The organism is Streptomyces kaniharaensis (genome assembly GCF_009569385.1).
GTDB lineage: Bacteria > Actinomycetota > Actinomycetes > Streptomycetales > Streptomycetaceae > Kitasatospora > Kitasatospora kaniharaensis.
On sequence record NZ_WBOF01000001.1, the window covers coordinates 4142801 to 4169269 of the forward strand.

20 protein-coding genes are annotated in these 26469 nt (G+C 74.0%); 12 read left to right on the plus strand and 8 right to left on the minus strand.

What is annotated here, in order from left to right; translation table 11 throughout:
- Positions 1–75: 75 nt before the first annotated feature.
- On the minus strand, positions 76–4797 hold the full coding sequence (locus F7Q99_RS18655; RefSeq protein ID WP_153462915.1) for an ATP-dependent helicase: 4722 nt from the start codon (positions 4795–4797) through the stop codon (positions 76–78).
- Between the two features lie 164 nt (positions 4798–4961).
- On the opposite strand from F7Q99_RS18655, the gene F7Q99_RS18660 reads away from it, so the two are divergent.
- The 4 genes from F7Q99_RS18660 to recX all read left to right on the plus strand — a co-directional run bounded on the left by F7Q99_RS18660 (position 4962) and on the right by recX (position 9140).
- The gene (locus F7Q99_RS18660) at positions 4962–6491 is read left to right on the plus strand and encodes a S8 family serine peptidase (protein WP_153462917.1); all 1530 of its coding nucleotides are present in this window, start codon (positions 4962–4964) and stop codon (positions 6489–6491) included.
- 86 nt (positions 6492–6577) lie between these two features.
- Positions 6578–6772 (plus strand): DUF3046 domain-containing protein, encoded by a 195-nt coding sequence (locus F7Q99_RS18665; protein WP_153462919.1) that lies wholly within the window; start codon positions 6578–6580, stop codon positions 6770–6772.
- A gap of 210 nt (positions 6773–6982) precedes the next feature.
- Entirely contained in the window at positions 6983–8098 is a 1116-nt protein-coding gene (gene recA, locus F7Q99_RS18670) for a recombinase RecA (RefSeq protein WP_153462921.1), read from the plus strand.
- A gap of 4 nt (positions 8099–8102) precedes the next feature.
- Positions 8103–9140, plus strand: coding sequence for a recombination regulator RecX (gene recX, locus F7Q99_RS18675; protein WP_407697801.1), 1038 nt, complete (start codon positions 8103–8105; stop codon positions 9138–9140).
- 417 nt (positions 9141–9557) lie between these two features.
- Here the strand turns inward: recX and F7Q99_RS18680 are convergent, their stop codons facing one another.
- The 5 genes from F7Q99_RS18680 to F7Q99_RS18700 form a co-directional block, all read right to left on the minus strand.
- Positions 9558–11288, minus strand: a complete 1731-nt coding sequence (locus F7Q99_RS18680) for an FAD-dependent monooxygenase (RefSeq protein WP_153462923.1) — start codon at positions 11286–11288, stop codon at positions 9558–9560.
- A gap of 122 nt (positions 11289–11410) precedes the next feature.
- Complete coding sequence (locus F7Q99_RS18685) at positions 11411–12262, minus strand: amino acid ABC transporter permease (protein ID WP_153462925.1); 852 nt, start codon at positions 12260–12262, stop codon at positions 11411–11413.
- Entirely contained in the window at positions 12259–12909 is a 651-nt protein-coding gene (locus F7Q99_RS18690) for an amino acid ABC transporter permease (protein ID WP_153462927.1), read from the minus strand. The genes F7Q99_RS18685 and F7Q99_RS18690 overlap by 4 nt, the downstream gene beginning before the upstream one ends.
- Before the next feature lie 51 nt (positions 12910–12960).
- Positions 12961–13860 (minus strand): glutamate ABC transporter substrate-binding protein, encoded by a 900-nt coding sequence (locus F7Q99_RS18695; protein ID WP_153462929.1) that lies wholly within the window; start codon positions 13858–13860, stop codon positions 12961–12963.
- A gap of 122 nt (positions 13861–13982) precedes the next feature.
- Entirely contained in the window at positions 13983–14711 is a 729-nt protein-coding gene (locus tag F7Q99_RS18700) for an amino acid ABC transporter ATP-binding protein (RefSeq protein ID WP_230210734.1), read from the minus strand.
- Positions 14712–15185: 474 nt separating this feature from the next.
- On the opposite strand from F7Q99_RS18700, the gene F7Q99_RS18705 reads away from it, so the two are divergent.
- Positions 15186–15941: a response regulator transcription factor gene (locus F7Q99_RS18705; RefSeq protein WP_153462933.1), complete on the plus strand. Its 756-nt coding sequence runs from the start codon at positions 15186–15188 to the stop codon at positions 15939–15941.
- A 6-nt stretch (positions 15942–15947) separates the two neighbouring features.
- Positions 15948–17375, plus strand: coding sequence for a sensor histidine kinase (locus F7Q99_RS18710; RefSeq protein WP_326846842.1), 1428 nt, complete (start codon positions 15948–15950; stop codon positions 17373–17375).
- A 41-nt stretch (positions 17376–17416) separates the two neighbouring features.
- On the opposite strand, the gene F7Q99_RS18715 is transcribed toward F7Q99_RS18710, so the two are convergent.
- Positions 17417–18436 carry a TAXI family TRAP transporter solute-binding subunit gene (locus F7Q99_RS18715; protein WP_153462935.1) on the minus strand — a complete coding sequence of 340 codons (1020 nt, stop codon included), beginning with the start codon at positions 18434–18436 and terminating at the stop codon, positions 17417–17419.
- 86 nt (positions 18437–18522) lie between these two features.
- On the opposite strand from F7Q99_RS18715, the gene miaB reads away from it, so the two are divergent.
- A complete protein-coding gene (miaB, locus tag F7Q99_RS18720; protein WP_326846843.1) occupies positions 18523–20034 on the plus strand; it encodes a tRNA (N6-isopentenyl adenosine(37)-C2)-methylthiotransferase MiaB in 1512 nt (503 codons plus the stop codon).
- 76 nt (positions 20035–20110) lie between these two features.
- Positions 20111–20809, plus strand: coding sequence for a class III extradiol ring-cleavage dioxygenase family protein (locus F7Q99_RS18725; RefSeq protein ID WP_153462937.1), 699 nt, complete (start codon positions 20111–20113; stop codon positions 20807–20809).
- 15 nt (positions 20810–20824) lie between these two features.
- Here F7Q99_RS18725 and F7Q99_RS18730 read toward each other — a convergent pair whose 3' ends face one another.
- Positions 20825–21082 carry an antitoxin gene (locus F7Q99_RS18730; protein ID WP_153462939.1) on the minus strand — a complete coding sequence of 86 codons (258 nt, stop codon included), beginning with the start codon at positions 21080–21082 and terminating at the stop codon, positions 20825–20827.
- Positions 21083–21269: 187 nt separating this feature from the next.
- Here F7Q99_RS18730 and miaA point away from each other — a divergent pair, with 187 nt between their 5' ends.
- From miaA to F7Q99_RS18750, 4 genes are all read left to right on the plus strand, one after another.
- Positions 21270–22214: a tRNA (adenosine(37)-N6)-dimethylallyltransferase MiaA gene (gene miaA / locus F7Q99_RS18735; protein ID WP_326846844.1), complete on the plus strand. Its 945-nt coding sequence runs from the start codon at positions 21270–21272 to the stop codon at positions 22212–22214.
- A 254-nt stretch (positions 22215–22468) separates the two neighbouring features.
- Positions 22469–22978, plus strand: coding sequence for a hypothetical protein (locus tag F7Q99_RS18740; protein ID WP_195911107.1), 510 nt, complete (start codon positions 22469–22471; stop codon positions 22976–22978).
- A 44-nt stretch (positions 22979–23022) separates the two neighbouring features.
- Positions 23023–23931 (plus strand): diaminopimelate epimerase, encoded by a 909-nt coding sequence (dapF, locus tag F7Q99_RS18745; RefSeq protein ID WP_326846845.1) that lies wholly within the window; start codon positions 23023–23025, stop codon positions 23929–23931.
- A gap of 170 nt (positions 23932–24101) precedes the next feature.
- Positions 24102–26429 (plus strand): RelA/SpoT family protein, encoded by a 2328-nt coding sequence (locus F7Q99_RS18750; protein WP_153462944.1) that lies wholly within the window; start codon positions 24102–24104, stop codon positions 26427–26429.
- The last annotated feature ends 40 nt before the right edge of the window (positions 26430–26469 follow it).

Below are 26469 nucleotides of genomic sequence, written 5' to 3' on the forward strand. Positions count from 1 at the left end.
CCCGCAGGAACTCGATGGCCGGCACGGGCCTTGACGCCCGGTATGGGCCTTGAGGGCTTCACGAGCTCACGCGTCTCACGGGCGCAGGCGCAGGCCGCGCGGGGTGGCGTGGAAGCCGGCCTCCTCCAGGGCGGCGCCGAGTGCCGAGCCCAGCGCGGGCTCGCCGTTGGCCCGTTCGACGGTGACGCTGCCGAGTGCGCCCTCGCGGACGGCGGTGGCCAGGGCGGAGGCGGCCAGCACCCGGGTGGCCTCGTCCTCCGGCCAGGCCAGCAGGGACTTGCCGCCGCGCTCGATGTACAGGGCCAGCTCGCCGTCCACCAGCACCACCAGGGCGCCCGCCTTGCGGCCGGGCCGGTGCGCCTTGGCCTCCCTGGCGCCGGGGGCGGCCGGGGGCTCGGGCCACGGCAGGGCTGCGCCGTAGGCGTTCGCCGGGTCGGCCGCGGCCAGCACCAGGACCTGCGGCGGCTCGGCGGCCGGGGCGGCCGGCCACTCGGCGGCTCGGGCCCGCTCCAGCCGCCCGTTGACCGACCGCAGCCGGTCGGCGGCGCCCTCCATGGCGAACTGGGCGCCGCCCAGGCCCTCGACGAAGTAGCCCCGGCGGGCCCGGCCGCGCTCCTCCATCGCGGCGAGCACCCGGTACACCCCGGCGAAGCCGCCCGGCACCCGCTCCGCCGCCACCGTGCCCCGGGTCAGCAGGCCGTGCCGGTCCAGTAGGCTCTGCGCCTGGGCGGTGGCCCGGACCGTCGGGTCCGCGGCGAAGGCGGGCAGCAGAGACCAGCGCCCGGCCACCGTCGGCGGGCCGCTGCGCAGGGCACCGCCGATCCGGCCGAAGGCGCGGCCGGCACCGCCGTAGCGGCCGCGCGGGGTGGCCCGGGGGGCGCGGTGGGCGGTGGCGCCCGCCGTCCGGCCGGAGCCGAGCAGGGCGCGCAGCGGGGCGAGGGTGTCGTTGCTGACGTAGCCGGCCCAGACGAGGTCCCACAGGGCGTCCACGATCTCCGGCTCCGGGGTCTCGTCGCCGTCGGCGCGGAGCCGTTCGACCAGCTGGCGGAAGAACAGGCCGTAGCCGCCGGTGAGGGCCGCCATCAGGGCGCTGTGCAGCGGGGTGACGGCGGGCGGGACGGGCTCGGGGCGCAGCAGGTGGGCGTTCTCGGCGAGGTGCAGGCTGATCCAGCCGTCCTTGCCGGGCAGCGCGCCGGCCCCGCACCAGCCGAGCTCGCCGGCCGCCATCAGCTCGTCCAGCAGGCCGGGGGAGTAGTCGGTGAGCCGGGCCGGGAGGATCAGCTTCTCCAGCGCGGAGGCGGGCAGCGCGGTGCCCTGGAGCTGTTCGACCACCCGGAGCAGGCCGTCCGGGCCGCGCAGGCGGTGGCCGGCGAGGTGCTGCCACTGCGGGAGGAAGGCGGCCAGGGCGCGCGGAGGGACGGGCTCGACCTCCTGGCGCAGGGCGGCCAGCGACCGGCGGCGCAGCCGGCGCAGGACTTCGGCGTCGCACCATTCGACGGTGGCGGTGTGCCCTTCGACAGGCCTGAACTCGCCCTGGACGAGGCGGCCGGCGGCGGTGAGCCGGTGCAGGACGCCGGCGACGACGGCGGTGCCGAGACCGTACCGGGCGGCCGCCTCGGCGGCCGTGAACGGGCCGTGGGTGCGGGCGTGCCGGGCGAGCAGGTCGCCCAGCGGATCCTTGACCGGCTCGGTGAAGGCCTCCGGGACGCCGACCGGCAGCGGGGTGCCGAGGGCGTCGCGCAGCCGCCCGGCGTCCTCGACGGCGGCCCAGCGCTGCTCGCCGGCGATCCTGACCTGGATCACCCGACGGGCGGCTTCCAGCTCCAGGGCCCAGAGCGGTTCGGCGCCGCGGGCGGTGAGTTCGGCCTCGGTGAGCGGGCCGAGCAGGCGCAGCGCGTCGGCGACACCCTCGGCGTCCTTGATCCGGCGCTCGGGGGTGAGGCGCTGGAGCTCGGCCTCCAACTCGGCGAGCACCTGCGGGTCGAGCAGTTCGCGCAGCTCGGCCTGGCCGAGGAGTTCGGACAGCAGCCGGGAGTCGAGCGAGAGGGCGGCGGCGCGGCGCTCGGCGAGCGGGGAGTCGCCCTCGTAGAGGAACTGGGCGACGTAGCCGAACAGCAGTGAGCGCGCGAAGGGTGAGGGCTCGGGGGTGGTGACCTCGACCAGGCGGACGGCGCGGGATTCGAGGTCGCCCATCAGCTCGACCAGACCGGGCACGTCGAAGACGTCCTGCAGGCACTCCCGGACGGCCTCCAGGACGATCGGGAACGAGCCGTACTCGGAGGCGACTTCGAGCAGCTGTGCGGCGCGCTGGCGCTGCTGCCAGAGCGGGGTGCGGCGGCCGGGGCTGCGGCGCGGGAGCAGCAGGGCGCGGCCGGCGCACTCGCGGAAGCGGGAGGCGAACAGGGCGGAGCCGCCGACCTGGTCGGTGACGAGCTGCTCGATCTCGCCTGGTTCGAACAGCGCGGCGTCGGCGCCGACCGGGGCGTCGTCCGAACTCGACTGCTGGGAGTGCACGGTGGGGAAGTCGAGGAGATCGGCGTCGGGCAGGCGGAGCACGATGCCGTCGTCGGCGTGCATGACCTGCGGGTCGAGGCCGTGCTTCTCGCGCAGCCGGGCGCCGAGGGCGAGTGCCCAGGGGGCGTGCACCTGGGCGCCGAAGGGGGAGTGGATGACGATCCGCCAGTCGCCGAGCTCGTCGCGGAAGCGCTCGACGACGATGGTGCGGTCGTCCGGGAGGTGGCCGCAGGCGGCGCGCTGTTCGGCGAGGTAGTCGAGCAGGTTGTCGGCGGCCCAGTCGTCCAGGCCGGCGGCGCGGAGGCGGGCGGTGGCGGCCTCCGGCGTGAGGGCGCCCAGTTCGCGGGTGAACGCGCCGAGGGCGCGGCCGAGTTCGAGCGGGCGGCCGAGGGTGTCGCCCTTCCAGAACGGGAGCCGGCCGGGGATGCCGGGGGCGGGGGTGACGAGCACCTTGTCGTGGGTGATCTCCTCGATCCGCCAGGAGGTGGTGCCGAGGGTGAACACGTCGCCCACGCGGGACTCGTAGACCATCTCCTCGTCGAGCTCGCCGACCCGTCGCCCGCCACCGCCCTTCTTGCCCGACTTCGCATCGGACTCGGTCGTGCCGACGATGAAGACGCCGAACAGGCCGCGGTCGGGGATGGTGCCGCCGGAGGTGACGGCGAGACGCTGGGCGCCGGGGCGGCCGCTGACGGTGCCGGCCACGCGGTCCCAGACCAGGCGGGGGCGCAACTCGGCGAAGGCGTCGGAGGGGTAGCGGCCGGCCAGCATGTCGAGCACCGCGTCGAAGGCGGACTGCGGGAGGCCGGCGAAGGGCGCGGCGCGGCGGACCACGGTGAGCAGCTCGTCCACCTGCCAGGTGTCCAGCGCCGTCATGGCGACGAGCTGCTGGGCGAGCACGTCCAGCGGATTGCGCGGGATCCGCAGCGCCTCGATCCGGCCGGACCGCATCCGCTCGGTGACGACGGCGGACTGCACGAGGTCCCCGCGGTACTTGGGGAAGACGACGCCGGTGGAGACGGCGCCGACCTGGTGCCCGGCCCGGCCGACCCGCTGGAGGCCGGAGGCGACCGAGGGCGGGGACTCGACCTGCACGACCAGCTCGACGGCGCCCATGTCGATGCCCAGCTCCAGGCTGGAGGTGGCGACCACGGCGGGCAGCCGGCCGGCCTTCAACTCCTCCTCGACGAGGGCGCGCTGCTCCTTGGAGACGGAACCGTGGTGGGCCCTGGCGAGGACTGGCGGGACGCCCTTGGCCGCGCCCGAGCCGCCCATCAGCTGGGCGGGGGCGTGGGCCTCGGGGGCGGCGGTGCCGGTGGCGCGCTCGTGGGCGATCTCGTTCAGCCGGTTGCACAGTCGCTCGGCGAGGCGGCGGGAGTTGGCGAAGACGATGGTCGAGCGGTGCGCCTGGACCAGGTCGACGATCCGCTCCTCGACGTGCGGCCAGATCGAGGCTCCCCCGGCCTGGCGGGCCCCCGGTTGCTGCGGGTCGCCGTCGGTGGCCGGGGCGGCGGGCAGGTCGTCCAGGTCGGGGACGGGGACCACCACCGAGAGGTCGAACTCCTTGGCGGCGGCGGGCTGGACGACGACGGCGCCGCGCTGCGGGCTGAGGAAGCGGGCCACCTCCTCGACCGGGCGGACGGTGGCGGACAGGCCGATCCGGCGGGCCGGGCGGTCCAGCAGTTCGTCCAGCCGCTCCAGGCTGAGCGCGAGGTGGGCGCCGCGCTTGGTGCCGGCGACCGCGTGCACCTCGTCGAGGATCACCGTGTCGATGCCGCGCAGCGCCTCCCGGGAGGCGGAGGTGAGCAGCAGGAACAGCGACTCGGGGGTGGTGATCAGGATGTCCGGCGGGTGGGCGGCGAAGCGCCGGCGGTCGGCGGCGGGGGTGTCGCCGGAGCGGATGCCGACCTGGACGTCGGGTTCGGGCAGGCCGAGCCGGACGGAGGCCTGGTGCAGGCCGGCCAGTGGGGCGCGCAGGTTCCGCTCGACGTCCACGGCCAGGGCCTTGAGCGGCGAGATGTAGAGGACCCGGCAGCGGCGCTTGGGCTCGGCGGGCGGCGGGGTGCTGCTGAGCCGGTCGAGGGCGGAGAGGAAGGCGGCGAGCGTCTTGCCGGAGCCGGTGGGGGCGACGACCAGGACGTCGGTCTCCCGCCCGATGGCGCGCCAGGCCTCGGACTGGGCGGTGGTGGGCGCGGAGAAGGCGCCCGTGAACCAGGCCCGCGTGGCCGGGGCGAATCCGGCGAGCGGGTCGGCGGGCGGCGGGGTCTGCTGCTGGGGCGCCATGCCCCCATGGTGCCGGGTGGGACTGACAACGGGGCGGCGGTCGGGCGGTGTGGTCAAGGGGCGGGTGTAATTAAAGGGGCAAAACAGACAATCCGCTCATATCGTGATGATTCAGAGCTGTGATCAACCCGTGACCACCGGGACCGACGAGCGGAGACCGTGCGATGGCGCAGGTGTATCCGGCCGGCCCCCGTCCCGCCCGGGCCGTCCGCCGTCGCAGGGTACGCGGGCCCGTGCGGGTGCTGTTCGCGCTGCTGCTCACCGCGCTCGTGGTCGGCGGCGCCGTCCCGCACGTGTCCGGGACCGGCCGATCCTACCTGAGCTACCTGGTTCTGGCCCAGCAGGACGACGCGGCCGGCGCCGCCAGGGCCGGAGCCGAGGCCCGGGCGGCCGGCGGGCAGGTGGTCCAGGACTATCCGCAGATCGGAGCCGTGCTCGCGTACGCGACCGGCGGCTTCGCGGACCGGCTGCGCGCCCGGCCCGGGATCGCCGCGGTGGGTGCCACCCGCACCGCGCCGGTGGTCGGCCCGCCCCGCGCGCTGGACGGCGCAGGGGACTTCGCCGCGGGCACCGACCGCGTCGGCCGCAGCAGCGCCGACCGGCAGGAGGGCGGCACCACCGTCACCGTGCCCGACCCGGCCGAGCGGGACCCCTGGAACCTCGCCATGCTCGGAGCGTCCGGCGCCGGCGCGGGCGACGCGTCCCGCACGCCCGGGCCCGCCGCCGGGCCGGCCCCGGCGGCGCTGCGCAAGGTGCTCGTCGCGGTGCTCGACTCCGGCGTCGACGACACCCACCCCGACCTGCGCACCGCCGTCGACCCCAAGGCCTCGGCCTCCTGCGCCGACGGCCGCCCCGACCCCCGCACCGGCGCCTGGCGGCCCGACTCCGGGGTGGGCGACAGCGGACACGGCACCCACGTCGCCGGAATCGTCGGCGCCGTGCGGGACGGCCACGGCGTCACCGGGGTCGCGCCCGGCGTACGGATCGCCGCCGTCCGGCTGCTCGGGCCGCTCGGCCAGTACTACACCGAGAACATCGTCTGCGGCCTGCTCTGGGCCGCCGACCACGGCGCCAGGGCGATCAACAACAGCTACTTCGCCGACCCGTGGAAGTACAACTGCCCGGAGGACCGCGACCAGGCCGCACTGATCGCCGCCGTCGGCCGGGCCGTCGCCTACGCCCAGCGCAAGGGCGCCGTCGTGGTCGCCTCGGCGGGCAACGACGGGCAGGACCTCGGGGCGGCCAGGACCGACGAGCGCAGCCCCAACGACCGGGTCTCCGGCCCCGCGCAGTCCCGGTACCTGGGCACCGAGTGCATCCGGCTGCCCGGCGAACTGCCCGGCGTCGTCACCGTCACCGCCGTCAACCGGGACGGCCACCCGTCCGCGTACTCCAACTACGGGCGCGGCCGGATCTCGCTGGCCGCCCCGGGCGGGGACCCGGACGGCGGCCCGCAGGGCGCGATCGTCTCCGACTGGCCCGGCGGGCAGTACGCGGCGCTCGCCGGCACCTCGATGGCGGCCGCGCACGTCACCGGCGCGGTCGCGGTGGCCGCCGCGCTGCACCCGGACTACGACTCCGCCCGGCTCTCCGCACTGCTCGCCTCCGCGGCCGACGCCGCGTGCCCGCCCGGGCCGTACGCGTGCGGGGACCGGCAGTACTTCGGGGCGGGGATGCTGGCGCTGCCGAAGTAGCCCGCCGCGGCGGGAGGCCCGACTGGCGGGCACAGCAGGCTCGGCGGGCTCAGGCGCCCGGCGGGCGGTCCGGGATACTGGACGGCATGAGGCTGACGGAGTTCTGGCGACGGATGTACGCGCACTTCGGGGAGGCGTACGCGGAGTCCTTCGCCTCCGACCACGTGATGAGCGAGCTCGGCGGGCGGACCGTGCGGCAGGCGCTGGACGCGGGCTGGGAGGCCAAGGACGTCTGGCGGGTGGTCTGCGAGACCCAGGGGGTTTCGGCGTTGCTGCGCTGAACGACGCCCCGCCGAACGGCGCCGCCGGGCCCGCCCCGGACCATGCCCGTCCGACGTGCGAACGTGCGAGGCTTGAATCGAACAAGTGTTCTTTGTACTCTCCGGCGAGTAGTTTTCCACAGGCATAGCCCGGCCGGGCTCGTTTGTCGGTGGGACGCGCTAGCGTCGAGGACGATGAAGCGCACAGCACAGAACCCGAGGGTGGAAGCCATGGCAGGTACGGACCGCGAGAAGGCCCTTGAGACCGCACTCGCCCAGATCGAGCGGCAGTTCGGCAAGGGCTCGGTGATGCGCCTCGGTGAGAAGGCCAACGAGCCGATCGACGTGATCTCCACCGGGTCCACCGCCCTGGACGTCGCCCTCGGGGTCGGCGGCATCCCGCGCGGCCGAGTGATCGAGATCTACGGCCCCGAGTCCTCCGGCAAGACCACGCTGACCCTGCACCTGGCGGCCAACGCCCAGCGGGCGGGCGGCACCGTGGCCTTCGTCGACGCGGAGCACGCGCTCGACCCGGAGTACGCCAAGAAGCTCGGCGTGGACACCGACGCCCTGCTGGTCAGCCAGCCGGACACCGGTGAGCAGGCTCTGGAGATCACCGACATGCTGATCCGCTCCGGCGCGATCGACCTGGTGATCATCGACTCGGTCGCGGCGCTCGTCCCGCGCGCCGAGATCGAGGGCGAGATGGGCGACTCGCACGTCGGTCTGCAGGCCCGCCTGATGAGCCAGGCGCTGCGCAAGATCGCCGGTGCGCTGAACCAGTCGAACACCACCGCCGTCTTCATCAACCAGCTGCGCGAGAAGATCGGCGTCATGTTCGGCTCGCCGGAGACCACGACCGGTGGCCGGGCGCTGAAGTTCTACGCCTCGGTCCGCCTGGACATCCGCCGGATCGAGACCCTGAAGGACGGCACCGAGGCCGTCGGTAACCGCACCCGCGTCAAGGTGGTCAAGAACAAGGTCGCCGCGCCGTTCAAGCAGGCCGAGTTCGACATCCTCTACGGCGTCGGGATCAGCCGCGAGGGCGGCCTGATCGACATGGGCGTCGAGCACGGCTTCATCCGCAAGTCGGGCGCCTGGTACACCTACGAGGGCGACCAGCTCGGCCAGGGCAAGGAGAACGCCCGCAACTTCCTGCGGGACAACCCGCAGCTCGCCGACGAGATCGAGCGGAAGATCAAGGGCAAGCTGGGCATCGGCCCGAAGACCGAGGAGCCGGCCGAGGGTGAGGCCACCCCCGCTGCGGACGGCGCCGCCAAGCCGATCACCGCGACCGCCACCAAGACGGCCGCGGCGAAGAAGGCGGCGGCCGCCGCCAAGGCCTGAGCCGTTGACGCAGCACAACGAGGTGGGTGACGGCATCCCGGCGGGTCCGCAGGACGACGACTACGGCCCGCCGGACTGGTTCGCCGCCGTGGCGGAGGAGCCGGATCCGGAGCCGCCGGTGGCCGCACCGGCCCGGGCGCGGTCGCGGCGGGAGCTGCGGGCGGCGGCGCGTTGGGCATCCGGCCCGGACCCGGAGTTCGACCCGGCGCCGGCCCGGGCGGTGCGCGGCGCGGCGCCCGGACCGGGTCCGGCGGAAGGCCCGGCCGACGGGCTCGGGCTGCTGTCCGCGTCCGAGCTGCCCACCGGCCGACGGCGGCGCCGCTCGGCGCTGGCCGCCGAGGAGTCCTTGCCAGCCACCGAAACGGATGGGGCGGAGGCGGCCGCTCACGGGGGTACGGCCGCCTTCACCCCCGCCAACCGTACGGGCGCCGCCACTCGTACGGGCGCGCGTCGGAGCCGGGACGGCGCCGGCCGTTCTCGTGCGTCCCGGCGGGGTGCGCAGGACGGCGATGCCGCGCCGGCGCGGGAGTCGAAGCGGGCCGCGGCCGAGGAGTCGGCCGATCCCGAGGCCCGCGCCCGCGACATCTGCCTGCGGCTGCTCACCGGCGCCGCCAAGACCCGCAAACAGCTCGCCGACGCCTTGCGCAAGCGGGAGATCCCGGAGGACGTCGCCGACGGGGTGCTCACCCGGCTCGAAGAGGTCGGCCTGATCGACGACGCGGCCTTCGCCGCGGCCTGGGTGGAGTCCCGGCACGCCGTCCGGGGCCTGTCCCGGCGGGCGCTCGCCCAGGAGCTCCGCACCAAGGGTGTGGCTGCCGACCTGGTCGAACAGGCCGTCGCCCAGCTCGACCACGACGACGAGACCGAGGCCGCCCAGGCGCTGGTGGAACGGAAGCTCCGGAGCACTCGGGGGCTGGACCCGCAGGCTCGGATGCGGCGACTGGTCGGCATGCTCGCCCGGCGCGGCTACTCCGAGGGACTGGCGTTCCGGGTGGTCCGCACGGCCATCGACGAAGAGGGCGCGGCGGAGACCGAGGAGTGAGGACGCGGACTTCGCCCGGCCGCACGGCGAGTCCCCCGAGTCCCCCTAGGTGGTGCACGCGATCGCCGCCCACCACAACGAGGTGGAGCCGCGCACCGTGGAGGCGGTGCTGACCCAGGCGGCCGACGCCTGCTCGGGCGGGCGGCCGGGAGCGCGCCGGGAGTCGCTGGAGGTACACGTGCGCAGGCTGGAGCGGCTGGAGGAGATCGCCCGCTCGCACGAGGGCGTGGCCGAGGTGTACGCGATGCAGGTCGGGCGCGAGGTGCGGGTGATGGTGCGGCCGGAGGTGGTGGACGATCTCGGGGCGCAGCTGATCGCGCGCGAGGTCGCCCGGCAGGTCTCCGAGGAGCTGACCTACCCGCGGGGATCCGGGTCACGGTGGTCCGGGAGAGCCGGGTCACCGCGGTGGCGCGGTAGCTACGCCCGGGGGGAGTCCATCGGTTCGGCAGGAACGGCTGGTTCCGGTTCTGGTTCGGGGCCGCCGGTGAGCGGAGCCGGGCCGCCCCGGGCGCGGTCGGCGAGCGCCAGCAGGTCATCGGCGGCGGCGCCCTGGGTGACGCCGACCAGGTGCCCGTCCGGCCGGATCAGCAGCACGGTGTGCGGCCCGGCGTCCGGGTACTCCTCGGTGACCAGCACCTCGGCCGGCACCGGGAGCGCGGCGGCGACCTCGGCGAGCCGGGGCATCAGCCCGGCGCCCAGCCAGTGCTCGGCGGACCAGACGGCGGTGCCGGGGGCGACCAGCAGCAGGAGGAAGGTGGCGCCGAGCCGGGCGTGCAGGTGGTCAGGGGTGCCGTCGGCGGAGAGCACCGGCAGGTCCGGGACGAGCACGCCGGGGGCGGTGGCGGGCAGCAGCTCGCTGAGCGAGGTGGTGCCGCGTGCACTGCGCTGTACCGGCACCCGGCCGGGGACGCTCGAGGGCGCGGCCGGGTAGGCGGGCGCGCCGCCGAAGCGGCCGGTGCCGAGCTGGCCGTCGGCGAGCAGCGGGGCGTGCTTGCGGAAGCCGCCGACGAGCAGCGAGCGCCGGGTCTGCTGCCAGCCGCGCAGCGGGCGCAGCAGCGGCATGGCCTGGTCGACGGCCCGCAGCCGGGCGCCGACCGCGCCGCGGCGTTCGGACTCGTAGCCGTCCAGCAGGGAGCCGCCGGGCCGGGGGCCGCCGGCGCCCGGGGGGAGGTGCCAGGCGAGGGCGAGCCGCCAGGCGAGGTTGTCGGCGTCGCGCAGCCCGTCCGCGAGGTTCTGCATGCCGAGCGCGCCGTGCAGGTGGGCGGCGTCGCCGGCGAGGAAGCAGCGGCCGCTGCGGAAGCGGGCGGCGAGGCGCTGCTGGGCGGTGTGGTCGGCGGCGGCGAGCAGTTCGAAGCGGGGGAGTTCGCCGCACCAGCCGGTGAGGGTGGCGGTGACCCGGGTGAGCAGGGTGTCGCCGGTGACGATGCCGGGCCAGGTGGCGTGCGGGTCGACCGTTTCGGTGGGGGCGGGGCGGCCGGGGGGCAGCCGCCAGTCGAGTCGCCAGACGCCGTCCGGAAGCGGGCGGGCGGAAGCCTCGCGGTCGCCCCGCCACGGGGGTTCGCGGTGCAGCCGGGCCTCGTCGAAGGGCAGGTCGACCCGTACGGTGGCGACGGCGTTGCGGTCGACGGCGGGGCGCCCGGGGAAGCGGATCTTCAGGAGCTTGCGGACGGTGGAGCGGGCGCCGTCGCAGCCGACCAGGTGGCTGCCGCGCCACCAGGTGGTGGTGCCGTCCTGCGGGTTGTGGGTGCGGACGCTGACGCCGTCGTGGTCCTGTTCGAGCTCGGTGACCCGGCTCAGCGGGACCAGCTTGACCAGCGGGGTACCGGTGAGCGCGTCGCGCAGCCCGCGCTGGAGGCGGTGCTGGGGCAGGTGGAAGGTGGGGGAGTCGGTGAGGTCGATCCGCAGCACCTCCTGACGGCGCCGCCAGATGGCGAAGGAGTCCCACAGGGCGGAGTCGGAGACGGCCCGGGGGTATCCGATCCGGGTGAGGAAGGCGGTGGTGTCGGCCCCGAGGACGACACTGCGAGGGCCCTCGGGGCAGAGCCCGGAGCCCTCGTCCAGGACGACGGTCGGCACCTCGTGCCGGGCCAGCGCGAGGGCCAGGGCCAGACCGACCGGTCCGGCCCCGACCACGATCACCGGGTCCATGCCGGGACCTCCGGGCGCGAACCGGCCGACGGGCCGGCGTCAGGTACCGCTGCCGCATATGCCGCGTGGATGCTCCCGGGAGGTGTCACGAACAGCTATGCAACAGTTCACCTGCGTGTCCGTCAAGCAGAAGCTGAAGTGCGCCGGTTCGCGCCGCGGCGGCCACGTGCTTCGATCCACCGGGCGAGCGCGGTGAGGAGGAGGCACATCGCGACGTAGATCGGACCGATGATCAGGACCACGGGGATGTAGGGGAAGCCCGCGGCGTTCATAGGCTGGCTCGCGATCGCCTTACCGACGAACAGCAGCTCGTGGTAGGTGATGATGAAGCCGAGCGAGGTGTCCTTCAGGGTGACGACCAGCTGGCCGATCATCGTCGGCAGCATCGAGCGGACGGCCTGCGGCACCAGGATGCCGGCCATCACCTGGGTCTTGCGCATGCCGAGTGCGTACGCCGCCTCGCCCTGGCCGCGCGGGACGGCGTTGACGCCACTGCGGATGATCTCGGCCTGGACCGAGCCGTTGTAGAGGGTGAGGCCGAGCACCAGCGCCCACATCGGCTCTTTGGCGAAGAACGCGTAGTAGAGCGCGACGATCAGGATCAGCAGCGGCATCGCCCGGAAGAACTGGACGAAGGAGACGCACACCCAGCGCACCGGCTTGTGGTCGGAGAGCTGCCCGGCGGCGAGCAGCGCGCCCAGCGTGAGCGAGAACAGTGCCGCCAGCCCGAAGGCCTCCAGGGTGGAGATGAGGCCGTCCAGGATCCGCTGCTGGATGGTGTTGTACTGGAAGACGTCCCAGAGCCCGGCGTCGAACTGGCCGTTGTCGGTCAGCATCGTGATGGCGTACCAGATCAGGCCGGCGATCGCGATCAGCGACAGCACCCCGAACAGCCGGTACCGGGCGCGGGCCTTCGGGCCGGGGGCGTCGTAGAGGACGCTGGCCGTCGAGGCACGGGAGAACAGGGTGCTCATCGGGCCACCGCCAGTCGGGATTCCAGGAAGCGGAACAGCGTGGCGACCGTCGCGCTGATCACCAGGTAGGCGCAGGCCACCCAGAAGAAGATCGAGAAGATCGAGTAGCCGCGGTCGGAGAAGGTCTGCTGCGCGCTGTACAGCTCGCCGATGCTGAACGCGCCGGCGATCGCCGAGTTCCTCGGCAGGGCTATGAACACGCTGCTCATCGGCGCCAGCACGGTCCGGGCGGCCTGCGGCAGGACGACCAGGGTCAGCGTCTGGCCGAAGGTCATGCCGAGGCTGCGGGCGGCCTCGGCCTGGCCGAGCGGCACGGTGTTGATGCCCGAGCGCAGCACCTCGCAGACGAACGAGGCGGTGTACCCGCCGAGCGCCAGCGTCGCGAAGGTGAGGTGCTCGAAGTGCACGCCGAGCGCGGGCAGCCCGAACTCGACGGCGAAGAACAGCAGCGTCAGCGGGGTGTTGCGGAAGATCGTCACCCAGGCGGTGCCGAACGCGCGCAGCACCGGCGCGGGGGAGACCCGGAAGGCCGCCAGCAGGGTGCCCAGCAGCAGGGCGAGCAGAGCGCTGAGCGCGCTCAGCTCGATCGTCTGCAGGAAACCGTCGCGGAACAGCGCGAAGTTGTCGTCCTCGAACAGGAACCCCATGTGGCGGCCCTCCTCTCAGTAGTAGGTCAGAGTCGTCGGTCAGCGGATGGATCAGTACTTCTCGAGGGCCGGAACGGCGGGCGCCGCGGAGCCGGAGAGGCCGAGGGTCGCGTCGTACGCCTTCTTCCAGTCGCCGTTGTCCTGGTGGGCCTTGATGGCGTCGTTGATGGCGTTGCGCAGGGCCGCGTCGTCCTTGTTGAGGCCGACGCCGTACTTCTCCGTGGTGAACGGCTGGCCGACCACCTTGAGCTTGGGCGCGTACTTGGAGGCGTAGCCCTTGAGGATGGCGTCGTCGGTGGTGACGGCGTCGACCTCGCCGGACAGCAGCTTCTCGACGCAGGCCGAGTAGGTGTCGAACTGCGTGATCTTCGGGTTGTACTGCTGGATGTTCTTGATGGAGGTCGAGCCCGTGGCGGTGCAGACGTTCTTGCCCGCGACCGAGTCCTTGCCGGTGATGTCCTTGTTGTCGGCCTTCACCAGCAGGTCCTGGCCGGCGATGTAGTACGGGCCGGCGAAGGAGACCGTCTTCTTGCGCTCGTCGTTGATGCTGTAGGTGCCGACGTAGAAGTCGATCTGGCCCTTGGAGATGGCCGGCTCGCGCTGCGAGGAAACCAGCGTCTGCCACTTGATCTGCTGCGGGGTGAAGCCGAGGTCGGCGGCGATCATCTTGGCGATCTCGATGTCGAAGCCGCTGCGGTCGCCGCTGGCGACGTCCTCCCAGCCGAGGAACGGCTGGTCGGCCTTGGCGCCGATGATCAGCTGGCCGCGCTTCTTGGCCTCGGCCAGCACCGCCGAGTCGACCTTGACGTCGGTCTTGACCGTGTAGGTCGGCAGCGCCGGAGCGTTGCTCGGGCTCGCGGCGGCGTCGGGCGAGCCGTCCTTGCCGCAGGCGGCGGTGGCGGTGAGTGCGACGGCACAGAGCGCGACGGCGAGGGTGCGACGAGTCCTCATGAGGGTTGTTCTCCTGGGGGCTGGGCCACGGGGTCAACCGGGCTCTGGCGGCTGGAAGTTTGGCACACGGGCGGGCCGGCCGGCGCCGTTGCCGGGGCCGGCCGCACGTCAACTCGAAGCGGTCAGTGGTGCAGGATCTTCGAGAGGAAGTCCTTGGCGCGCTCGGAGCGCGGCGCGGTGAAGAAGGCGTCGGGGGTGTTCTGCTCGACGATCTTTCCGTCGGCCATGAACAGGACGCGGTTGGCGGCGGAGCGGGCGAAGCCCATCTCGTGGGTGACCACGACCATCGTCATGCCGTCGGCGGCCAGTTGGCGCATGACCTCCAGCACCTCGTTGACCATCTCCGGGTCGAGGGCCGAGGTGGGCTCGTCGAAGAGCATCACCTTCGGCTTCATCGCCAGCGCGCGGGCGATCGCCACGCGCTGCTGCTGGCCACCGGAGAGCTGGGCCGGGTACTTGTCCGCCTGCGCGCCGACGCCGACCCGCTCCAGCAGTTCCCGGGCGGTCTTCTCGGCCTGCGGGCGGGCGACCTTGCGCACCTTGACCTGGCCGATGACCACGTTCTCCAGCACGGTCTTGTGCGCGAACAGGTTGAAGCTCTGGAACACCATGCCGACCTCGGCGCGCAGCCGGGCCAGCTCCTTGCCCTCGGCGGGCAGCGGGCGGCCGTCGATGGTGATCGTGCCGGAGTCGATGGTCTCCAGCCGGTTGATCGTCCGGCACAGGGTCGACTTGCCCGAGCCGGACGGCCCGATCAGCACCACCACCTCGCCCTGCGCGATCCGCAGATCGATGTCCTGCAGCACGTGCAGCGCGCCGTAGTGCTTGTTCACACCGTTCAGCACGACCAGCGGAGCGGCTGCGGGGGTGGAGTCATCGACCGGATTCTCGGTCATCGCGCCTGCTCCCTCGTGTCGGCCCGAGAAGCGTGAACTCCCTTGGGCGGCAATGGTGGTACGTGATCCGGGGGCCGCGGCCGGCGGAGCCGCAGCCCCCGGTGGGCCGACCTTAGGAGCCGTGACGATGCCTCGTCAGCCGATCTGAGCGGAACTTGAGCATCACGAAACGGCCACACGGCGCGCGCACACTGTTCGTCCGGCCGCGATCAGGGCACGGTGACAGCGGGCATCCCCAGCCCGGCCTTGCCTTCTCGGAGCGTCCGAGGCGCGTCCCGGAGCGTCCGCGTCACGACCGAGCCTGGCGCCGGGCCGCCCGCTGGCCCATACTGCGCAGGACCGGGACCCGACCGAGCGGGCCCGGTGATCACCTTCCGGGGACGCGCCGGGAGCCCCTGGGAGACGTCGGGGCACGGGAAAGGAGGAGACATGCGACTGCTGCTCGTCGAGGACGACGAACGCGTGGCCGCCGCGCTGGTCGCGGTGCTGGGACGACACGGGTTCCAGGTCAGACACGCCCGCAGCGGGCACGAGGCCCTGGACGCGCTGGTGCCGGACGGCAACGAGCCGTACCGGGTGGTGCTGCTCGACCTCGGGCTGCCCGACCGTGACGGCTTCGAGGTGTGCAGCCGGATCCGGGCCGGCAGCGGCGTCCCGGTGATCATGGTCACCGCCCGCGCCGACATCCGCTCCCGGATCCACGGCCTCAACCTCGGCGCCGACGACTACGTCACCAAGCCGTACGACATGGGCGAACTGCTCGCCCGCATACACGCCGTCGCGCGCCGCGGCGCCGTCCCCGCCTCGGTCTCGGTGGCCGCGCCCGACGCCGTCCCGCAGCAGCGCGGCCCGCTGGAGTCCCGCGGCATCCGGATCGACCGGGAGCGCCGCCGGGTCAGCGTGGACGGCCGCGACGTGCCGCTCACCCGCAAGGAGTTCGACCTTCTCGCCCTGCTCGCCCAGAGCCCCGGCGTGGTCTACCGCCGTGAGCAGATCTTCAGCGAGGTCTGGCGCAGCGGCTGGGAGGGCAACGGCCGCACCCTGGAGGTCCACATCGGCTCGCTGCGCAACAAGCTCGCGCTGCCCGGCCTGGTCGAGGCCGTCCGCGGCGTCGGCTACCGGCTGATCCCCGACTGCCCGGCCCCCGCCGCGGAGACGCCCCCGCCCGCCGCCGCGGAGCACTGACCGTACGTGCGCACCCGCCTCCTCGGCATCCTGCTCGCCCTGATGGTCTGCGTCCTGGCCGCCCTCGGGCTGCCGCTCGCGGCGGCGGTCGCGGCGGCCCAGCAGACCAAGGTCGTCGTCGACCGGCTCGACGACGCCGCCCGCTTCGCCCAGGACCTGCCCACCTCCGGCACCTCGGACTCCGCGCGCAAGGGCGAGCCGGGGCCCGCCCCCGGCGACCTCAGCCGCCGCAACGCCATCGACGCCGAGGTCGCCCGCTACCACGACCTGTACGGCGTGCGGCTGGGCATCTTCCAGCGCGACGGCATGCCGATCTCCGCCGCCCCCAGGAACTGGCAGGTACCGGCCGGCGGCTCCGGCGCGCAGGCCTTCCAGGAGGCGCTGGACGGCCGGCGCAGCCACAACCCGCCGCAGGTCTGGCCGTGGAGCGACGACCGCACCATCACCGTCGCCACTCCGGTCGTGCGCGACGGCGACGTCGTCGCCGTGGTGCTCAGCGAATCCCCGACCGGGGCGCTGCGCACCCGGATCCTGCACAGCTGGCTGGTGATCGGAGCCGGCGAGGCCGCCGCCATGATCGTCGCCGTGCTGCTCGCCGTCCGGCTCACCGAGTGGGTGCTGCGCCCGGTCCGCACCCTCGACCGGGCCACCCACGACATCGCCACCGGCCGGATGGCCGCCCGGGTCGCCCCCGGCGGCGGCCCGCCCGAGCTCCAGCGGCTGGCCCACTCGTTCAACGAGATGGCCGACCACGTGGTGCTCGCCATGGACCAGCAGAAGGCGTTCGTCGCGGACGCCTCGCACCAGCTGCGCAACCCGCTCGCGGCGCTGCTGCTGCGGGTCGAGGTGCTCGGCCTGGAGCTGCCCGAGGGGCACGAGGAGGAGCTGGGCGGCGTCCGCGAGGAGGGCGCCCGGCTGGCCCGGGTCCTGGACGACCTGCTCGGGCTCGCCACCGCCGAGCACGCCCGCCCCGAACCCGAGCCGACCGACCTCGCCGCCCTCACCCTGGCCCGGGTGGACGCCTGGCGGCCGGTCGCCGAGCAGCGCGGCATAGAGCTGCGCTGGGACGGGCCGGTGCTCGCGCTCGGCATGGCGGACTCGATCGGCTTCGGCTCGGCGCTGGACGCCGTGCTGGACAACGCGCTCAAGTTCAGCCCGGAGGGCAGCCGGGTGCGGCTGCGGGTCGCGGTACGGCACGCGCAAGTCGCGGTGACCGTCACGGACGCCGGGCCCGGCCTCACCGAGGACGAGCTGTCCCGGGTCGGCGACCGGTTCTGGCGCAGCACGCGGCACCAGAACGTGGACGGCTCCGGGCTCGGTCTCTCGATCGCCCGCACCCTGCTGATGGCCGGCGGCGGTTCGCTCGGCTTCGCCCCGGTCAAGCCGACCGGCCTCGCGGTGACCCTCGCGGTACCGCGGCCGGGGAGCGAGTGACCGCGTGGCGAGTGACCAGGCCTCTGACCAGGGCCTCTGACCTAGGGCTTCACCGAGCGGTAGTAGCGCATCGCGCCCTCGTGGAGCGGGAGCGGGTCGGTGTAGACGGCGGTGCGCAGGTCGACCAGCTGGGCGGCGTGGACCTGGGCGCCGATCTGGTCGCGGCTGTCGATCACCGCCTGGGTCATGCCCTGGACCAGGGCCGGGTCCACGTCGTCCCTGGTGATCAGCAGGTTGGGCACGGCCACCGTGGCGACGGCGTCCCTGGGCTCGGCGTTCGGGTAGGTGCCCTTGGGCATGGTGGCCGCCCGGTAGGCGTCGGTGCCGCCGCCCTCTGCCTTGTGGAGCTGCTCGGCGAGGTCGCCCAGCGGCACGACCTTGATCCGGAGGTGGTCGGAGAGGTCGGTGAGCGCGCTGGTGGGCAGCCCGCCGGACCAGAAGAAGGCGTCCAGGTTGCCTCTGCGCAGCTCGTCGGCGGCCTCGCCGATGCCGAGATTGGACGGCTTGACGTCGTGCTCCGGGTCCAGGCCGGCCGCGATCAGCAGCCGCCTGGTCACCAGGTTCACCCCGGACTGCGGGAGGCCCATGTCCACCCGCAGCCCCCTGAGGTCGGCCGTGTGGTTCACCGGCGAGGAGGCCGGGACGATCAGCTGGAGGTAGTCGTCGTACAGCCGTGCGATCGCCCGCAGCCGGTCCTTTCCGGGCCCCTGGTAGTCGGCGACGGCATCGGCGGTGGCGATCGCGAACTGGTCCTGCCCGCCGGCCACCCGCTGGAGGTTGTCGACCGAGCCCTGGGTGTTGTCCAGCCGCAGCCGCACCCCCGGCATCGACCTGGCGACGTGCGTCTGCAGCAGCTGCCCGTAGCGGTCGTAGACCCCGCGCGGCACACCGGTCGCGAAGCGCGTCTCCCCGCGCGGGTAGCCGGGCGAGCGGCCGGCCGACAGCCACCAGCCGCCGAGCCCCGCCACCAGCAGCACCAGCACCAGGACCGTCCGCCACAGCGGGCTGCGGGCCGCGGCGCGGAGCGCGGCGCAGAGTCGTGGAGGAGTCGTGGGGGCCATGCAGGGATACTGCCAGGCGCCTCGGCCGAACGGGAGGGGACGCGGGCGGGCAAAAAGCGCTTCGCGGGTGCCCGTACCCTGGTCTGGTGAGCGGTGAGAGCGGATTTGAGAGCGGATTGAAGAGCTACAAGGTCGTCACGTACGGCTGTCAGATGAACGTCCACGACTCCGAGCGGCTGTCCGGGCTGCTGGAGGACGCGGGCTACGTCAAGGCCGGGCAGGACGGCGACCCGGACCTGGTCGTGTTCAACACCTGCGCGGTGCGCGAGAACGCCGACAACAAGCTGTACGGCAACCTCGGCCAGCTGGCGCCGGTCAAGAGCCGCCACAAGGGCATGCAGATCGCCGTCGGCGGCTGCCTGGCCCAGAAGGACCGCGACACCATCGTGCAGAAGGCCCCCTGGGTCGACGTGGTGTTCGGCACCCACAACATCGGCCACCTGCCGGCACTGCTGGAGCGGGCCGCGGTCGAGAAGAAGGCCCAGGTCGAGATCCTGGAGTCGCTGGAGACCTTCCCCTCCACGCTGCCGACCCGCCGTGAGTCCGCGTACGCCGCCTGGGTCGCCATCTCGGTCGGCTGCAACAACACCTGCACCTTCTGCATCGTGCCCGCGCTGCGCGGCAAGGAGGAGGACCGCCGCCCCGGCGACGTCCTCGCCGAGATCGAGGCGCTGGTGGACGAGGGCGTCATCGAGGTGACCCTGCTCGGCCAGAACGTCAACGCCTACGGCTCCGACCTGGGCGACCGCGAGGCCTTCTCCAAGCTGCTGCGCGCCGCCGGCCAGATCGAGGGCCTGGAGCGGATCCGCTTCACCTCGCCGCACCCGCGCGACTTCACCGACGACGTGATCGCCGCCATGGCCGAGACGCCGACCGTGATGCACCAGCTGCACATGCCGCTGCAGTCCGGCTCCGACCGCATCCTCAAGGCGATGCGCCGCTCGTACCGGCAGGAGCGTTTCCTCGGGATCATCCGGAAGGTCCGCGAGGCCATGCCGGACGCGGCCATCTCCACCGACATCATCGTGGGCTTCCCCGGCGAGACCGAGGAGGACTTCGAGGAGACGATGCACGTCGTCCGCGAGGCCCGCTTCACCAACGCCTTCACCTTCCAGTACTCCAAGCGCCCCGGCACCCCGGCCGCGGAGATGGAGGAGCAGGTGCCGAAGGCCGTCGTGCAGGCCCGCTACGACCGGCTGATCGCCCTCCAGGAGGAGATCTCCTGGGAGGAGAACAAGAAGCAGGTCGGCCGCACCCTGGAGATCCTGGTCGCCGAGGGCGAGGGCAAGAAGGACGACAAGACCGACCGCCTGTCCGGCCGCGCGCCCGACAACCGGCTGGTCCACTTCACCAAGCCGGCCGAGCCGGTGCGCCCGGGCGACATGGTGACCGTCGAGATCACCTACGCCGCCCCGCACCACCTGCTGGCCGAAGGCCCGGTGCTCTCGGTGCGCCGCACCCGGGCCGGTGACGCCTGGGAGAAGCGCCAGGCCAAGCCCGCCGCCAAGCCGGCCGGGGTGATGCTCGGCCTGCCGGGCATCGGCGCCCCGGCGTCGCTGCCCCTCGCCGCCCCGGCGGGCGGCTGCTGCGGCGACTGACGCCCACCGCGAACGGCGGCCCGGCGGGACTTCACGTCCCGCCGGGCCGCCGTTCTTCTTGGTTAGAGTGATCCACATGCTGGTAGCCGCCGCCGTGTGCCCGTGTCCGCCGCTGCTCGTCCCCGAGGTCGCCGCCGGGGCGGCGGCCGAGCTGGACGCGCTGCGAGCCGCCTGCGACGAGGCGCTGGCGACGCTGGTCGCGGCCGGGCCGCAGCTGGTCGTGGTGGTCGGCACCGGGCCGGCGGCCGAGGTGTGGACCGAGGGCGGGGCCGGCTCCTTCCACCGCTACGGGGTGCCGTTGGTGGCCAAGCTGCCCGGCGGCCGGGTCGAGGGCCCGCAGCTGGCGCCGTCGCTGACCGTCGGCGCCTGGCTGCTGGAGCGGGCCGGGGTGACGCTGCCGACGCACGCGTGTGCGGTGCCCGTGGACGCCCCCGCCGACCGGATGCTCGGCCTCGGCCAGGGTCTGGCCGGGCTGGCCGACCGGGTCGGCCTGCTGGTGCTCGGCGACGGCAGCGCCTGCCGCTCGGTGAAGGCGCCCGGCTACCTGGACGATCGCGCGGAGGGCTTCGACGCCGCGCTGGCGGCGGCCCTGGGCTCGGCCGACCTGGCGGCCCTGGCCGCGCTGGACGCCGGGCTGGCCGCCGAGCTGAAGGCCGAGGGCCGGGCGCCCTGGCAGGTCCTGGCCGGTGCGGCGGAGGGCGCCGGACTCACCGCGCGGCTCGGCTACCAGGACGCCCCGTACGGCGTCGGGTACTTCGTGGCCTCCTGGAGCTGAGCGGCAGGCCGAGTCTCAGGCCTGCGGGGCCGGGCCGCCGCCGGCGCCCTCCTCGCCCGGCTTGGGCTTGTGGGCGAAGTCGTCGACCGCGCCCTTGGCCTTGCTGGCGCCGTGCTCGATCTTCTCGCTGTACTTGCCCTTGGTGGCCTTGTCGATCGCGCCGCCGGCCCTGTCCACCATGTGATCGATCTGCTCGCTGTGCTTGCCGGCGAGTTCGCCGGCCTTCTCCTTGAGCTCCTCGGCCTTGCCCTTGAGGTTGTCCATCAGACCCATGGCGATCTCATCCTTCCGTCCCCGTCCGCACAACGTCCGCGTCCTGACTGCACAACGTCCGCGACGGCCGAACCGTTCGCAACCGCGCTCACGTGTGGCAATGGCTGGAAACAGTCATATCGTCGCGCGCCGGGCGGCGGGTGGCAGCCCGGTCACCGGTGCGGCGCCGGTTTGCGAGACTGGAGCGGTGAGCAGCTCCCGTACCGTCCAGCCCCGTGTCGTGTCGATCGTCGGGGCGACCGCCGCCGGCAAGTCCGACCTGGCCGTCGCCCTCGCCCGCAGCCTCGGCGGCGAGGTGATCAACACCGACTCGATGCAGCTCTATCGGGGCATGGACATCGGCACCGCCAAGCTCACCCCGGCCGAGCGCGGCGGCATCCCGCACCACCTGCTGGACGTCTGGGACGTCACCGAGGCCGCCAGCGTCGCCGAGTACCAGCGGCTGGCCCGGGCCGAGATGGACCGGCTGCTCGCCGCCGGGCGCACCCCCGTCCTGGTCGGCGGCTCCGGGCTGTACGTCCGGGCGGCGATCGACGAGATGGAGTTCCCCGGCACCGATCCGGCGGTCCGGGCCCGGCTGGAGGAGGAGCTGGCGCAGGCCGGCCCGTACGTGCTGCACGGGCGACTTGCCGAGCTGGACCCGGCGGCGGCCGAGGCGATCCTGACCAGCAACGGGCGGCGGATCGTCCGGGCGCTGGAGGTCATCGAGATCACCGGGCAGCCGTTCACCGCCAACCTGCCGAGCAACACGGCCGTCTACGACGCGGTGCAGATCGGCGTCGCGGTGCCGCGCCCCGAACTGGACGAGCGGATCACGCTGCGGGTGGACCGGATGTGGGAGGCCGGACTGCTCGACGAGGTGCGGGAGCTGGAGAAGCTCGGGCTGCGCGAGGGGAAGACCGCCTCCCGGGCGCTCGGCTACCAGCAAGTGCTGGACCACTTCGCCGGTGAGTGCACGGAGGACGAGGCGCGGGCCGAGACCGTCCGGGCCACCAAGCGCTTCGCCCGCCGCCAGGAGTCCTGGTTCCGCCGGGACGACCGGATCCACTGGCTCTCCCGGCCGGCCGGCACCGACCCGGTCGAGCTGCTGGAACGTTCCCTCGAACTGATCCGAGGAACCGGCCCGAGCTGATCGACCGTCAGCAGGCCGGGCGCCGTGGGCGGGATCCGGCCAATCCGGCGGTGCACCTGCGCACGCAGGTGGGCGTGCAGGACCAACCGGCGGTCACGGCCCGATCACGTGATGGCCACGGATCACCCGACGACGCCGGTCAGGCCCTGAACGCCCCTCTGGACATGCCATCATCGATGTCATGAGGGTCGACCCGACTGGGCCGACCGTACCGGCCGCGAGTCCGCTCGTGTCGAACTGTCAGGGGAGGCCGCGTGTCGACGGGTACCGGCCCCGAGCCCGGCCAGAGCGGGAGCGTCACCGCACCGGCCGACGAGTTCGACGAGTCCACGCTCGGCGACCTGCCCGTGCTGGCCGGACTGGACGCGCCCACCTCGTACGCGGTCGCGCTGCCGACCCTGGACACCCGCAGCCCCGCGGGCGCGGTGCACGAGCGGGAGATCCGTCCGCGTCGCCGCCTCCGGTGGTGGCAGACGCTGCCGATCGCACTGCTGGGCACGCTCGGCTCGCTGATGTTCGCCTTCCCGCTCGCCTTCGGCTCGGCCGGGGCGCGGGCGACCATGGTCGGGATGCTCGGACTGCTGCTGACCGCCGCCTCCGTCGGCTGGGGCGCGATGGCCGCCCGCCACGCCGGGTACAAGTGGCCGGGCCTGCCGCGCCGGGGCTCCGGACGGCGGGCCGCGTGGAAGGCGATCGCGGTCTACACCCTGATCGCGCTGGCCGCCTGCGCGCTCGCCGTCTGGCGGGTCGCCCACCTGCGGTAGGGCCGTCCGGCGGGGAGCCGCAGCGGCTCAGTACCATCGGGGATGTGAGCGCATCCTCCCCGCAGCCGGCCGGTGTCCGCTTCTCCAAGGGACACGGCACCCAGAACGACTTCGTCATCATCCCGGACCCGGACGGCCTGCTGGCGATCGGCCCGGAGGCCGTCGCCGCGCTGTGCGACCGCCGGGCCGGCATCGGCGGGGACGGGCTGCTGCGGGTGGTGCGTTCGGCCAACGACCCGGCGGCCGCGGACCAGGCCGACCGGGCCGAGTGGTTCATGGACTACCGCAACTCCGACGGCAGCATCGCCGAGATGTGCGGCAACGGCGTCCGGGTCTTCGCCCGCTACCTGGTCGAGGCCGGCCTCGCCAAGGCCGGCGAGCTGGCCGTCGCCACCCGGGCCGGGGTGCGGACGGTGTGGGTCGCCGAGGACGCCGAGGACGGTACGCCCGGCGAGGTGACCGTGGACATGGGGCGCGCGCGGCTGCCCGGGCCGGACGGCATCGAGGTCGCGGTCGGCGAGCGCCGCTGGCCCGCACTGAACGTCAACATGGGCAACCCGCACGCGGTGGCCTTCGTCGAGAGCCTGGACCACGCGGGAGACCTGTTCCGCGCGCCGCTCGTCGGCCCGGAGGGCGCCTACCCGGAGGGCGTCAACGTCGAGTTCGTGGTGGACCGCGGGCCGCGGCACGTCGCCATGCGGGTGTACGAGCGCGGCTCCGGCGAGACCCGCTCCTGCGGCACCGGCACCTGTGCCGTCGCGGTGGCCGCCATCCGCAGGGACGGCGCGGACCCGGCGGTCACCGGCGAGGCCGCCACCTACACCGTGGACGTGCCGGGCGGGCGACTGGTGATCACCGAACACCCCGACGGCCGGGTGGAGAAGACCGGCCCCGCGGTGATCGTGGCCGCCGGCGAGATCGACGCCCGGTGGTGGGCGGAGCTGACCGGTTGACGGCCCGTTTGCCCATTTCGTCCGGCGGTGAATCCCCCCGATCGGGTGATACCGGTCACGGGTGGGAAGCATCGCGTCGCGGAACGTGCTCTCCTCGGTAGCATGGACCACCGGGCCGATCGCCCCTGGGAGGGGTGGCAACGCATCCGGTGACGCTGCCGGGAGGTGCGATGACCATCGACGCCGGGCAGCCCCTGACGGGGCAGCCGACGAGCGCACGGCAAGCCGGGGCCCGGCGGCCCCTCGGCGGACTCGGCCGGGCCGCGCTCGGCCGGGCCGGGCGGGCCGCGTTACTGGCCACCGGCCGGCCGCCCGTGCCGGACGCGCTCGAACCCCTCGTCCGGGTCCACCGCGAGCACCATCCGCAGGCCGACCTCGGCCTGCTCGCGCGGGCGTACCGGCTCGCCGAGGCCAGCCACCGCGGGCAGAAGCGCAAGAGCGGCGAGCCGTACATCACCCACCCGCTGGCCGTCACCATGATCCTGGCCCAACTCGGCGCCGGGACGACCACGTTGGTCGCCTCGCTGCTCCACGACACCGTCGAGGACACCGAGTTGACGCTGGATCAGGTGAGCGCCGGGTTCGGACCCGAAGTCGCCTACCTGGTCGACGGGGTGACGAAACTGGAGAAGGTCGACTTCGGCGCTGCCGCCGAGGCCGAGACCTTCCGCAAGATGCTGGTCGCCACCGGGGACGACGTCCGCGTCATGGTGATCAAGCTCGCCGACCGGCTGCACAACATGCGCACCATCCGGCACATGAAGCCGGCCAGTCAGGTGCGGATCGCCAAGGTCACCCAGGACGTGCTGATCCCGCTGGCCGAACGGCTCGGCATCCAGGTGCTCAAGGCGGAGCTGGAGGACATCGTCTTCGCCACCCTGCACCCCGAGGAGCACGCCCTCACCCGCGCCCTGATGGCCGGTCACGAGGCCGAACCGGACGCCCTGCTGGACCCGTTCGCTCGGCTGCTGGCCCGCCAGCTGGCCGAGACCGGGGTGGCTGCCGAGGTCACCGTCCGGCCCCGGCACTGCGTCTCGCTGCACCGGGTGCTGGTCAAACGGGCCGCCGCGCGCGGCCGGGACGGGCGGCCGCAGGGGCCGCAGCCGGCCGACTTCGGGCGCCTGCTGGTGGTCGTCGAGGAGAACGCCGACTGCTACGCCGTCCTCGGCGAGCTGCACACCTGCTGGACGCCGCTGCCCGGCGAGTTCAAGGACTTCGTCGCCGCCCCCAAGTTCAACCTCTACCAGTCGCTGCACACCGCCGTCGCGCTGGAGGGCGGCGCGGTCGTCGAGGTGCTGGTGCGCACCCGGCGGATGCACGAGGTGGCCGAGACCGGGGTGGTCGCGCTCGGCGACCCCGAGCCGCCCGGAGCCGTCCAGGACACCGACGAGCTGGACCGCACCGACCCGGCCCGGCCCGGCTGGCTCAGCCGGCTGCTGGAGTGGCAGCAGGAGACGCCCGACCCGGACGCCTTCTGGTCCGCGCTCACCGCCGACCTGGCCGGCGACCGCGAGATCACCGTGGTGACGGAGAGCGGTGAAACACTCCAGCTGCGGGCCGGCGCCACCTGCGTGGACGCCGCCTACCTGCTGGGCGAGGAGACCGGCCACCGGTGCATCGGCGCCCGCGTCAACGGCCGGCTCACCGCGCTGTCCACCGTCCTCCAGGACGGCGACCTGCTGGCCGTGCTCACCGAGACCGTGCCCGCCGGGGCCGGGCCGCGCGCCGCCGAGCCCTCCGGGCCCGCGCCCGAGTGGCTGGCACACGTCCGCACCCCGGCCGCCCGGCTGGCCATCGAGCGCTGGCTCGCCGACCACCCCGCCCGGCTGCCGGTGGTCCGCACCGGCCCGTCCGCGGGGCAGCCCGCCCCGCCCGCGCACCGCACCGCCGAGCGCCGGGCCGCCCCCGTCGCGGTGGCCGGGCGGCCCGGGGCGCCGGTCCGGCTGGCCCGCTGCTGCACCCCGGTGCCCCCGGACGAGGTGGCCGGCTACCCGATCCGCGGCGGCGCCGTCGCCGTGCACCGCACCGGCTGCCCTGCGGGGGAGCGGATGCGGGCCGACGGGCGCGGCGAGCTGGAGGTGTGCTGGCAGCCGGACGGCACCCCGGCCGACGGCTACCGGGCCACCCTGCGGGCCGAGGCGCTGAACCGGCCCCGGCTGCTCGCCGACCTCACCGCGGCGATCTCCGCCGCGGGCGTCGGCATCGTCTCGGCCGAGGTCGAGCCGCCGCAGGAGCTGCGCGTCCGGCACACCTACACCGTCGAGCTGCCCGCCCCGGGCGCCCTGCCCGGGCTGATGCGGGCGATGCTCAAGGTCTCCGGCGTCTACGACGTGAGCCGCCCGCACGCCCCCGAGGGCGGCGACGCCCGGCAGCACGGGGGAAATGGGGGTGACCGGCCCGCGCCGGGCGTGCGACCATCATGGGGAATGCACGGCCGGTCCGCGGCGTTCACAGGGCACAGGAGCCCTGGTGGCGTCCGCGGCCCCTCGGAGGAGTAGCACGAGGGGTAGCTAGCCGGGGTGATCAGCCTTCGACCAA